The organism is Rhodococcus sp. AG1013, assembly GCF_003350365.1.
In the GTDB taxonomy this organism is placed as follows: domain Bacteria; phylum Actinomycetota; class Actinomycetes; order Mycobacteriales; family Mycobacteriaceae; genus Prescottella.
Window position 1 is genome coordinate 195,690 of the sequence record NZ_QQAT01000003.1, and the last position, 11,433, is coordinate 207,122.

An 11,433-nucleotide genomic window follows, 5' to 3' on the forward strand; every position below is an offset into this window, starting at 1 on the left:
GTGGGGACCCCGGGGTGCGGGGCCCCCACCTGGCTGTCCAGCGAAGTTCGGCTGGGATCAAGCCCGGCCGAAGGCGAGCGCGACGTTGTGCCCACCGAAACCGAACGAGTTGTTGATCGCGAAATCGATGTCGCCGTACCGGGGTTCACCCTTCACGACGTCGAGATCGATCTCTGGATCCTGGTTGTCGAGATTGAGCGTGGGGGGAATGACGCCCTCACGCACACTCAGGACCGTGAGCACGGCCTCGAGGGCGCCGACGGCGCCGATCGAGTGGCCCAGTGCCGACTTGGGCGCATACACCGCAGCATGCGTGCCGACCGCGGCCTGGATGGCCAGTGCCTCGGCGATGTCGCCGATCGGGGTCGCGGTGGCGTGTGCGTTGATGTGCTTGATGTCGGACTTGGTGAGACCGGCGGTCTCGATGGCCCGGGTCATGGCGCGAGCCGCACCCGTGCCTTCCGGATCGGGCGCCACGATGTGGAATCCGTCCGAGGTGATGCCGGCGCCCAGCAGGCGGGCGTGAATCGTCGCCCCGCGTGCCTTCGCATGCTCCTCCGTCTCGAGGACCATCATTGCGCCCGCTTCGCCGAAGACGAAACCGTCCCGGTCCTTGTCGAAGGGGCGCGAAGCCGCCTTCGGGTCGTCGTTGCGAGTGCTGAGCGCGCGCATCATTGCGAAGCTCGCGATCGGCACGGAGCCGATGTTGCCCTCGACTCCGCCCGCGACGACGATGTCCGCGTCGCCCATCGCGATCATGCGGAACGCATGCGCGATGGCCTCCGAGCCGGACGAACACGCCGAGACCGGCGTGATGACACCGGCGCGCGCGCCGAGTTCCAGTCCGACGGTGGCCGACGGACCGTTCGGCATCACCATCTGAACCGCGAACGGGGACACCTTGCGGTACCCGCCTGCGCGCAGCTTGTCGACGGCGTCGACGAGCGCCTCGCCGCCGCCGAGTCCGGTGCCGATGACAACCCCGAGGCGATCCTTGTCGACCTCGGGGCTGCCGGCGTTCTGCCAGACCTGACGACCCAGAACGAGAGCGAGACGTTCGACGAAGCTCATCCGGCGGATCTCGACCCGGGACAGTGCGTCGTCGAACGGGACCTTCAACTGGCCACCGAAACGCACTGGTAGATCGAATTCCTCCACGAATGAGCCATCGAGCACGTCGATGCCGCTCTCACCGGCCAGCAGGCCCTTCCACGTGCCATCCACATCTCCGGCGACCGACGTCGTAGCCGCAAGGCTGGTGACGACGATGTTGGGGAATCTCCCTCGGGTAGAAGCGGAAGTCACGTTCGGCTCACTCGTCGTCGTTCTTGGCGGCCTCGAGCTTGGCCTTGACGGTCTCCGCGGTCTCGCCGCCCTCGGCCTCGACCTTCTGGATGTAGGCGACGACATCGCCGACGGTGCGCAGGCTCGCGAGATCCTCGTCCGGGATCTTCACGCCGTACTTGTCCTCGGTCTGGACCGCGATCTCGACCATGGACAGCGAGTCGATGTCGAGGTCGTCGACGAACGACTTCTCGATCGTGACCTCGGACGGCTCGATTCCGGTGACCTCTTCGATGATCTCGGCGAGGTTGGCGATGATGTCTTCCTGGTTGGCGGCCACTACGTGGCTCCCTTCTTCATTCGATGTGTCGTCTTCTGTGGGTCCGGGGCGGCCGGGGCCGACCCGGTGCGCGCATCGTGAGCGCGCAGCAAGCTAACCGACTTCGGTGAACTCGGTCAGTGCGGAGAGATCCCCGGGTTCCTTGAGCGCCGCGGTCGGGGTGCCGCGCATTTCGCGCTTGGCGATTCCGATCAGGGTGCCCGCCGGGGGGAGTTCCGCGATCGCCGAGACCTGCGCGGCCCGCAGGCTCGCGGTACACAGGTCCCAGCGCACAGGTCGGGTCACCTGCGCGGCCAGCTTAGTCAGGGCATCGGCACCGGAGGTCGCCGGCGCGCCGTCCGAGTTGGAGAGCAGAGTGCGGGACGGATCGTTGGGTGTGATCCGCGACGCGGCCTCGGCCACGGCGTCCTGAGCAGGCGCCATGAACCGGGTGTGGAACGCACCCGCCACCGGAAGTGCCCGTACGCGGGCCTTCTCGGGCGGGTTCGCGGCGAGCTGCTCGAGTGCGTCGAGTCGCCCGGCCGCCACGATCTGGCCCGCCGCGTTGCGGTTGGCCGGCGTGAGATCGAGTTCCTCGAGCCGGGACAGGACGGCGTCCTCGTCCCCGCCGAGCACCGCCGACATTCCGGTGGGCTCCAACGCACACGCCTTCGCCATCTCGCCACCCCGGATCGCGGCGAGCATCACCGCGTCGTCGGAGGAGAGCACGCCGGCGACCGCGGCCGCAGCGAGTTCGCCGACGGAGTGACCGGCGGCGATGGTGTCGGAGGGGATCTGGCCGCGACGTTCGAGCTCCTCGTAGGCGAGGAGCGCGGCAGCCACGACCAGCGGCTGGGTCACTGCGGTGTCCGTGATCTCCTCGGCCGAGGCGGTAGTGCCCAGGCGTACGAGATCGAGGCCGGAGGCCTTGGACCACAGAGCCACGCGATCGTGTGCACCCGGCAGCTCCAGCCATGGGCTGAGCATGCCGGGGGTCTGAGAGCCCTGACCCGGGGCTAGCAACGAAATCACGCTTTCAAGGGAACACTGCGGGTGCAGGTCTGCGAGATGTTGTCGGGGATGAAACCTGGACACGTGTTTTGTAGGTTTCCCACAAAAAAGCACGTCGGCCGCCGTTATCGAATTCGGGCGCCTCCGTGTTACGTCCCGACATTCCTAAATGTGAATTTTGTGACTGATGTGTCAGAAGTCGACGTTTCGTGACGTGTTTGAGCTAGTCGGCCCACCGTGGTTGCGACGCGGAGCACATATGCGTCCCTCGAGTTGGTCGGATCCCGGCGGGTGACTTCGGCAATTCGCTTCAGGCGGTAGCGGACAGTATTTGGATGAACAAACAGCTGACGGGCACAAGCCTCTACGGCCCCACCGGAATCCAGGTAGGCGTCGAGCGTGTCGGACAGTGCCGAGCCGGCGGCCGACAACGGCTGGATCAAACGTTCGTTTAGGGCAACGACGGCCGCGGTGTCTCCGAGAAGGGCGCGTTCGGGTAGAAGGTCGGCGGCGAAGACGGGCCGCGGAGCGCCCCGCCAACCCGCGACGGCTTCCATGCCGGCCAGCGCCTCGACCGCACTGAAGTGTGCGGCCCCCAGACTGGGGGTGGTGGGTCCGATCACGACGGGGCCGGCGGAGAACTTGTCCATGAGATCGGTCATGAACTCCCGCGCCGCCTTGGTGCCGTGCAGCTCACCGCTGACGACGAGGACGAGCCGATCGCCCTGGATCACGGCGAGGGCCCCGCGATCGTGGCGCTGCGCTGCGCTGTGCACCGGGCCGATCACCGACACGCCCTGTTCCGGGGGAGGCGTGCCGACGATGACCGTCGCGGGCGCGGTGGCGTCCCAGTTCAGGGTTGCCGCCCGGGACTGCAGGTCGGAACCGGTGTCGCCGCGGACAACCGCGTCGACCACCAGGGCCTCCAGCCGGGTGTCCCATGCACCGCGGGACTCCGCGGCACTGGCGTAGACGGAGGCGGCCGCGAAACCGAGCTCGCGCCCGTAGCGCAGGATCGCCTCGGTGAGCGCCACCAGCTGCCGGTCGTTTCGGGCCAGAGCCGGGAGACGCTGCTCGAAGAACTCCATTGCGACCCGCACCATGTCGACCGTCTGGCGGAGGGTCAGTCGTCGGGCGAGGTCCTGCGGAATCACCTGGTACGCGTCGATGGTGAATCGGATGTCGCTGTCGGAGTCGGTGAGCCACTCGAGGAAGTTGACCACCGACTTCTGGACGATCATCTGGACGCTCGCGCGCTGTTCGGCGTCGAGGTCGGCGAAGAACGGCAGCTGGTCCTGCATCGAGGCGATGGCCTCGGTGGACAGCCGTCCGGAGAACTGCTTGACCCGGCGCAGCAGTGCGTCCGGAAGTGAATCGCGAGTGGGCCTGCCGTCCGACCTGGGGGCCGGAGGTTGATAGCGGACGCGTCGCGGCGAGTTCGGGGTCGGCGCCTCGCGCAGCGCGGGCGGCTCCGACGAGCTGTTCGACGTCTCGGGCAGATCCTCGGCCATGAGAGGAACTTACGCCCGCCGCCTGCACGGCGTCTCCGGGACACTCGTGCAAGCGGCGGGCGTGATCAGTTGTCGATCAGCGTGCCGATCGGGCCGCTTCAGGCGACGCCGGGATCCGACGTCTGCTTCGGAGCGGCGAGCACGTCGTCGATCCGGTAGCGGGCGGCCGCCTCGGCCGCCTTCGAGCGGTCGATCTCACCGGACTTCGCCAGCGCCGAGAGCACCGCGACGGTGATCGACTCGGCGTCGACGTTGAAGAACCGTCGCGCCGCCGGGCGGGTGTCGGAGAAACCGAACCCGTCGGTGCCGAGCGTGGTGTACGAGCCGGGGACCCACTGACGGATCTGGTCCGGGACCGCACGCATCCAGTCCGAGGCCGCCACGAACGGACCCTGCGCCTGGGACAGCGCCTTCGTGACGTACGGCTCCGGTGCGTCGACACCTGGGTTGCGCAGCGCCTCGCGCTCGCACTCGATGCCGTCGCGGCGCAGCTCGCCCCACGAGGTCACCGACCACACGTCGGCGGCGACGCCCCACTCGTCCGCGAGCAGCTGCTGTGCGCGCAGACCGTCCGGCATCGTGACGCCCGAGACCAGGATCTGCGCGCGCGGTGCGGAGCCTGCGGAGCGCCCCTCCGGGACGCCCGAGCTCTCGGCCGGCTTGAACAGGTAGATGCCCTTGAGCAGGCCCTCGACATCGAGGTTCTCCGGCTCGGCGGGCTGCTGGTACGGCTCGTTGTAGACGGTGAGGTAGTAGAAGATGTTCTCTCCACCGAAGCCCGGCTCGAGCGTTCCGTCCGCCGACGTCGTGCCGCCGTACATGCGGCGCAGACCGTCCTTGACGATGTGCGCGATCTCGTACGAGAACGACGGGTCGTACGACACCGCGGCCGGGTTGGTCGACGCCAGCAGCAGCGAGTGACCGTCGGCGTGCTGCAGACCCTCACCGGTGAGCGTGGTGCGGCCGGCGGTGGCGCCGAGGACGAAGCCGCGGGCCATCTGGTCCGCCGCCGCCCACAGGCCGTCGCCGGTCCGCTGGAAGCCGAACATCGAGTAGAAGATGTACACCGGGATCATCGGCTCGCCGTGGGTGGCGTACGACGTGCCCACCGCGGTGAACGACGCCGTCGAGCCGGCCTCGTTGATGCCCTCGTGCAGGATCTGGCCGATCTCGCTCTCCTTGTAGGCGAGCATCAGTTCCGCATCGACGGACGTGTACAGCTGTCCGTTGCGGTTGTAGATCTTCAGCGACGGGAACCACGAGTCCATGCCGAACGTGCGCGCCTCGTCCGGGATGATCGGCACGATCCGCTTGCCGATCTCCTTGTCCCGCAACAGTTCCTTGAGGATGCGGACGACGGCCATCGTCGTCGCGACCTCCTGCTTGCCCGAGCCCTTGCGGACGACGTCGTACGTCTTGTCCGCGGGCTGCGCGAGCGGTGTGGAGTCGGTGCGGCGGGACGGCAGGAAGCCGCCGAGCGCCTTGCGCCGCTGCAGCATGTACTGGATCTCGGGGGAGTCCGTACCGGGGTGGTAGTACGGGGGCAGGTACGGATCCTTCTCGAGCTCCTCGTCGGAGATCGGGATGCGCTGGATGTCGCGGAACCGCTTGAGATCGTCGAGCGTCAGCTTCTTCATCTGGTGCGTGGCATTGCGGCCCTCGAAGTGCTTGCCGAGGGTGTAGCCCTTGATGGTGTGCGCCAGGATCACCGTCGGCTGACCCTTGTGCGCCATCGCCGCCGCATACGCCGCGTAGATCTTGCGGTAGTCGTGGCCGCCGCGCTTGAGGTTCCAAATCTCCTGATCCGAGAGATTGTCGACCAGGGCCTTGGTGCGCGGGTCCCGCCCGAAGAAGTGCTCGCGGACGAACGCGCCGTCGTTGGCCTTGTACGTCTGGTAGTCGCCGTCGGGCGTCTCGTTCATCAGGTTGACGAGCGCGCCGTCCTTGTCGGCGTGCAGCAGCGCGTCCCACTCGCGGCCCCAGACGACCTTGATGACGTTCCAGCCGGCGCCGCGGAAGAACGACTCGAGCTCCTGGATGATCTTGCCGTTGCCGCGGACCGGTCCGTCGAGGCGCTGCAGGTTGCAGTTCACGACGAAGGTCAGGTTGTCGAGGCCCTCGGTGGCCGCGACGTGCGCCAGACCGCGCGACTCCGGCTCGTCCATCTCGCCGTCGCCGAGGAACGCCCACACGTGCTGATCCGCGGTGTCCTTGATGCCGCGGTCGTGCAGGTAGTGGTTGAAGCGGGCCTGGTAGATGGCGTTCATCGGGCCGAGGCCCATCGACACCGTCGGGAACTCCCAGAAATCGGGCAGCAGGCGCGGGTGCGGGTACGACGGCAGGCCGCCGCCGGACTGCGCGTGGCTGGCCTCCTGGCGGAAGCCGTCGAGCTGCTCGGCCGGGATCCGGCCCTCGAGGAACGCGCGGGCGTAGATGCCCGGCGAGGCGTGGCCCTGCACGAAGATGTGGTCGCCGCCGCCCGGGTGGTCCTTACCGCGGAAGAAGTGGTTGAAACCGACCTCGTAGAGCGCGGCCGACGACGCGTACGTCGAGATATGACCACCGACGCCCACGCCCGGCCGCTGCGCGCGATGCACCATGATCGCGGCGTTCCAGCGGATCCACGCGCGGTAGCGGCGCTCGACCTCTTCGTCGCCGGGGAACCACGGCTCGTTCTCGGTCGGGATGGTGTTGACGTAGTCGGTAGAGGTGAGTGCGGGGATCGCCACGTGCTTCTCGCCGGCGCGCTCGAGCATGCGCAGCATCAGGTAGCGGGCGCGGGCGGCTCCCGAGCGGTCGAGCAGACCGTCGAACGATTCGAGCCATTCGGTGGTCTCGTCCGGATCGATGTCCGGCAGGTAGGAAGCCACGCCCTCGCGGATGACGCGGACCCGGCCGTCTGTGCCGGGTTGCGCGTTCGCGGCGGGTGACGAGGCCGCTCCGGATACGCCTGGTGTGTCGGCGTTCGGTTGAGACGCGGGCCCCTGGATCAGGTCTGACAAGGTGTGCTCCTCATTGTGGTGGGACGCGCGGTGTCGCGTCCGCTCCATCCGGACGGTCCTTGTTAGGGCCGCCCGAGTTTCCATATGAATATGGCGCAACCCTCATCTTTCACCATCCAGTCTGCGGAGGCACCCCCACTCCTGCTGTTCGGTCTTCGGCGCGTCGCGGGATACGGTGGGGGTCGGAATTCGCCCTGGCAGCCGTCGTCGACGGCGTGCCGATCGCACTTTCTCGAGATTTTCGGGGACGTCGGCTTGCGCGAACGGCTTCGACCATGTTCGCTTTCACCTATTGATCGACACACGCTCGATCGTCACTGGAGTCGGTCGGGCCCATTCGGGCCCGCCACCCACCGAACAGAGGAGGACACCACCGTGGTCGCCGCGGCGGACGCTCAGAACTACGCTCAGAAGCTTGGCATTACCCACGACATGGTGGTTCAGGAACTGGGCTGGGACGAGGACACCGACGACGACATTCGTTCGGCGGTGGAGGAGGCCATCGGTGGAGAGATGGTCGACGAGGACTCCGACGAGGTCATGGACGTCGTGGTGCTGTGGTGGCGCGACGGCGACGGTGACCTGGTCGACGCCCTGATGGACGCGATCGGACCGCTGTCCGACGAGGGCTTCGTGTGGGTACTCACCCCCAAGACCGGCCAGTCCGGGCATGTCGAGCCCAGCGAGATCGCCGAATCGGCGCCCACGGCGGGGCTGACCCAGACGTCGGCCGCGAACCTCGGGATGTGGAGCGGTAGCCGGCTGGTGCAGCCGAAGGCTCGCGCACCCAAGCGCTGATCTCGCCGAGACCACATTCGGTTCATCCGTGCGGCGTACGTTTGTCGTGACGGATGCGCCGACGTACCCGATGTTAGGACCAGGCATGCCTCTCGAAGTGGGCGCCACTGCGCCCGATTTCACCCTCAAGGACCAGAACAACCAGGAAGTCACGCTGTCGGACTTCCGTGGCGAGAAGAACGTTCTGCTCGTCTTCTACCCGCTCGCGTTCACGGGTGTGTGCCAGGGCGAACTGTGCCGTGTGCGGGACGAACTGCCGAAGTTCCAGAACGACGACGCCGAGATCCTCGCGATCTCGGTGGGCCCGTCGCCGACCCACAAGATCTGGGCCGCCGAACAGGGCTACACCTTCCCGTTGCTGTCCGACTTCTGGCCGCACGGCGCGATTGCCGAGGCGTACGGGGTGTTCAACGACAAGCTCGGATTCGCCAACCGCGGCACGTTCGCGATCGACAAGGGCGGCATCATCCGTTTCGCGGAGATGAACGGCCCCGGCGAGCCCCGTGACCAGGCAGCTTGGGAGAAAGCGCTCACCGCGCTAAAGTCCTGATGCGATTCCGGCGGAATTCCACCGCCGGAATTCGGGCGTGTAGCTCAGTGGTAGAGCTCTGGTTTTACACACCAGCGGTCGGGGGTTCGAAACCCTCCGCGCCCACAAGCAGTCGTTCATTCGCGGATCGTGGCACGGATGCCGGCCAACTTCAGTCAGATCGCTCGACAGTTCCCGCGACACGGTCGATGCAGCCGTAGGCGAAACGCAGAACGCCCCGCACGGGGCGGGGCGTTCCGGGGCGCTCGATCGGTCGGCCCACGATCGAAAATGCATGGGCGAAAGTTGGATTGAATCCGTGGGTCTCGATGGGTCTTGATGGGTCTCGATACGACTTCGTCATGGCCGGAAACCGAAGCCGATCAGGAGCCGAGCGAGCCCGTGCTCAGTGAGCCGAAGTCGAGCGAACCACTCGAAGATCCGGCGTCGACGGAGTCGGGCTCACGAACTGGATTCCACCCGCGGCAGCCGGCGGTCTCGAACCCGTCGTCGTCCGGCGCAATCGTGACGGTGACCGGTCCGTAGGAAACCCCGCGTTCGATCGCGTTGATGCCGCCGGTAGGCAGCGCCTCGATGCGGGTCCACGAGCAGGGCAGCAGACTGCCGGGCCAGGCGCCGGCCGTCGTGTACGTTCCCGGCTGAACGTCGAAGCCGACTTTGTAGACGCCGTCCATCAAGATCCTCGACGGGGTTACGCCCAGCGATCCGGAAGAGCCGGCGTCAGCGGCTGATGCCACCCCGGCCCCGCCCGCCGCAATCGCTACTGTGGCCGCTGCGGCGACCGCTCCCGCAACCCAATTCGTCGGCTTGCGCACGGACATGACTGATCGATCAGGCACTTCGGAACCTCCCCCAAATATCTCTCGCGCTCAGGCTGCGCGTCCGGGGGATCGTAGCCCGAACCCGACCACGGGTCCGCCGAAACGACCAGGGAAGTCTGGGAAGTGTTCGGAACGCGCGACGGTCGGGAGCCAGGCGATACTGGAATCCCCGGCCGACACTCCGAACGGACCCCGAGCGTGAACGACGACTCCGTCGATCCGACAGCGATCGACATCAGGCTCGACCCGTTGCGCCAGCGCCTGGTCGGGATCACGGCGCACGGACACATGCCCTTCGACGTTCCGGTCATCAGCGAGATCGCCCCGAATCTGTGGCAGGGCGGTTGCCGCGACGGACTGCTGCTGCCGACGTTCGTCACCCACCTCGTGTCGCTGTACCCGTGGGAGCAGTACGAGATCGCGCACGTCGTCGATTCCGAGGTCTACGTCCGCATGTACGACAGTGCCGAACAGGGCTTCGATCAGGTCGACGCCCTCGCCGCCTGGGTGAACGCGTGCCGCAAGACAGGTCCGGTTCTCGTGCACTGTCAGGTGGGGCTCAACCGGTCGAGTCTGATCGCGGGTCGGGCGATGGTGCTGTCCGGCGAGGCGGACCCGGCCGGCGCGGTGGCGTTGCTCCGGGCGCGGCGGTCGCCGGCCTGCCTGTGCAACCCGTCGTTCGAGGCCTGGTTGCTGGGGCGATCCAGGGGCGAGGGGTCGCCGGACCCCGCGTCAGACCCCGGCGACGCCGAGTAGCTGCCCTATCCCGTAGGTGACGGCCATCGCGAGCGCGCCACCGCTGACCACACGGATCACCGCCCGGGACCGGTCGGCGCCGCCGAGTCGGGCGCTGATGCTGCCGGTGATGGCAAGGGCGACCAGCATGGCCACGAATGTGACCGGAATGCGCGCGCTCGCCGGCGGAAGCAGGATCGCGAGCATCGGCAGAATCGCGCCGACGGTGAACGCGATCGCGGACGCAGACGCAGCCTGCCAGGGGTTGGTGAGGTCGTTCGGGTCGATGCCCAACTCGGCCTCGGCGTGCGCCGCGAACGCGTCGTGCGCGGTCAGCTCCTCGGCGACGGTACGGGCGGTGGCGGGGGACAGACCCTTCGCCTCGTACAGGGATGCCAGTTCGTCGAGTTCGGCGTCGGGGATGGTGGTCAGTTCGAGGCGCTCCTTCTCCAGCAGAGCGCGCTCGGTGTCACGCTGGGTGCTCACGGAGACATACTCGCCCAGCGCCATCGAGACGGCGCCGGCCGCGAGCCCTGCCAGACCGGCGGTGAGGATCGGGCCGCGGTCGGTGGTTGCCGCGGCGACACCGACGACGAGACCCGCTACCGAGACGATGCCGTCGTTCGCGCCGAGTACCCCCGCGCGAAGCCAGTTCAGGCGCGACGACAACCCTGCGGTGTGCGGCTCCGCTGCATGGGTTCCGGCCTGCTCGCCGGCATTCGGGGACTCCTGGTTCGAGGTCACAGCGCGAATCGTATTGCCGACGCCACGGTGTCACCAGCTATGCAAGGCTGTCCGAAGTGGTCCGGCGTCACTGTGCGGCCGGGGAATCGGCAGCCGTCGTATCGCTCCAGACGGCGGCCGCGCCGCTCTCGCCGATCCGGTAGACCTGCACCGTCGATCCGACTGCCAGCACCACCGCGACGACGGAAAGTCCGGTGGCGACGACCCGCGACGTCGTCCTGCTCGTCGACCCGCCGCGTGCGGCCCGCCACGCGTGGAATCGCGGGTGATGGATCGCCCACCATCCGAGTGCGACGAGGAATACGCCGGCCGACCAGTAGATCAGTTGGTCTCCGAGTTCAGCGTGGATCCGCACCAGCGGATCAGGCGCGGTGCGGTGTTCGAGCCACTCGCCGGCGTGGGTCGTGAGTGGCACGAGAACCAGGGTGATCAGGGAGACCACGGGGGAGAAGACCCCGATCCGTCGCCTCGCTGCGGGCCAACATACGGACAGCAGTAGAAGCAGTGCGGAGATCGGTACCAGCACCGCCACGAAATGCACGAGCAACGGGTGGATGGGCAGGCCGTTGAACGTTGTGGGCCCCATGATGACTCGCCTCCGTCGCGTGTTCCCGGTGTTCCGGTTGTCACGGTAGGCGCGAATTCTTGGAGCCTTCTG

The 11,433-nt window shown here is 67.5% G+C and carries 11 protein-coding genes and 1 tRNA gene; 4 read left to right on the plus strand and 8 right to left on the minus strand.

The window, feature by feature from the left end; translation table 11 throughout:
* Positions 1-57 precede the first annotated feature (57 nt).
* From DEU38_RS05905 to aceE, 5 genes are all read right to left on the minus strand, one after another.
* On the minus strand, positions 58-1,305 hold the full coding sequence (locus DEU38_RS05905; protein WP_114719191.1) for a KasA/KasB family beta-ketoacyl-ACP synthase: 1,248 nt from the start codon (positions 1,303-1,305) through the stop codon (positions 58-60).
* A 7-nt stretch (positions 1,306-1,312) separates the two neighbouring features.
* Complete coding sequence (gene acpM / locus DEU38_RS05910) at positions 1,313-1,624, minus strand: meromycolate extension acyl carrier protein AcpM (protein WP_114719192.1); 312 nt, start codon at positions 1,622-1,624, stop codon at positions 1,313-1,315.
* 93 nt (positions 1,625-1,717) lie between these two features.
* Positions 1,718-2,635, minus strand: a complete 918-nt coding sequence (locus DEU38_RS05915; protein ID WP_114719193.1) for an ACP S-malonyltransferase — start codon at positions 2,633-2,635, stop codon at positions 1,718-1,720.
* A 128-nt stretch (positions 2,636-2,763) separates the two neighbouring features.
* Positions 2,764-4,125, minus strand: coding sequence for a CdaR family transcriptional regulator (locus DEU38_RS05920; RefSeq protein ID WP_114719194.1), 1,362 nt, complete (start codon positions 4,123-4,125; stop codon positions 2,764-2,766).
* A gap of 98 nt (positions 4,126-4,223) precedes the next feature.
* The gene (gene aceE / locus DEU38_RS05925; RefSeq protein ID WP_114719407.1) at positions 4,224-7,127 is read right to left on the minus strand and encodes a pyruvate dehydrogenase (acetyl-transferring), homodimeric type; all 2,904 of its coding nucleotides are present in this window, start codon (positions 7,125-7,127) and stop codon (positions 4,224-4,226) included.
* A 375-nt stretch (positions 7,128-7,502) separates the two neighbouring features.
* Here aceE and DEU38_RS05930 point away from each other — a divergent pair, with 375 nt between their 5' ends.
* The 3 genes from DEU38_RS05930 (at position 7,503) to DEU38_RS05940 (ending at position 8,580) form a co-directional block, all read left to right on the plus strand.
* Entirely contained in the window at positions 7,503-7,925 is a 423-nt protein-coding gene (locus DEU38_RS05930; RefSeq protein WP_114719195.1) for a DUF3052 domain-containing protein, read from the plus strand.
* Between the two features lie 85 nt (positions 7,926-8,010).
* Positions 8,011-8,475, plus strand: a complete 465-nt coding sequence (locus DEU38_RS05935) for a peroxiredoxin (protein ID WP_114719196.1) — start codon at positions 8,011-8,013, stop codon at positions 8,473-8,475.
* Positions 8,476-8,508: 33 nt separating this feature from the next.
* Positions 8,509-8,580 (plus strand) — tRNA-Val (locus DEU38_RS05940).
* Positions 8,581-8,837: 257 nt separating this feature from the next.
* Here the strand turns inward: DEU38_RS05940 and DEU38_RS05945 are convergent.
* On the minus strand, positions 8,838-9,149 hold the full coding sequence (locus tag DEU38_RS05945) for a hypothetical protein (protein WP_114719197.1): 312 nt from the start codon (positions 9,147-9,149) through the stop codon (positions 8,838-8,840).
* A gap of 345 nt (positions 9,150-9,494) precedes the next feature.
* On the opposite strand from DEU38_RS05945, the gene DEU38_RS05950 reads away from it, so the two are divergent.
* Positions 9,495-10,052: a dual specificity protein phosphatase family protein gene (locus DEU38_RS05950; protein WP_114719198.1), complete on the plus strand. Its 558-nt coding sequence runs from the start codon at positions 9,495-9,497 to the stop codon at positions 10,050-10,052.
* On the opposite strand, the gene DEU38_RS05955 is transcribed toward DEU38_RS05950, so the two are convergent.
* The gene (locus DEU38_RS05955) at positions 10,029-10,775 is read right to left on the minus strand and encodes a VIT family protein (protein WP_114719199.1); all 747 of its coding nucleotides are present in this window, start codon (positions 10,773-10,775) and stop codon (positions 10,029-10,031) included. The genes DEU38_RS05950 and DEU38_RS05955 overlap by 24 nt on opposite strands.
* Positions 10,776-10,842: 67 nt before the next feature.
* Positions 10,843-11,361 (minus strand): DUF2231 domain-containing protein, encoded by a 519-nt coding sequence (locus DEU38_RS05960; protein WP_114719200.1) that lies wholly within the window; start codon positions 11,359-11,361, stop codon positions 10,843-10,845.
* Positions 11,362-11,433 lie beyond the last annotated feature (72 nt).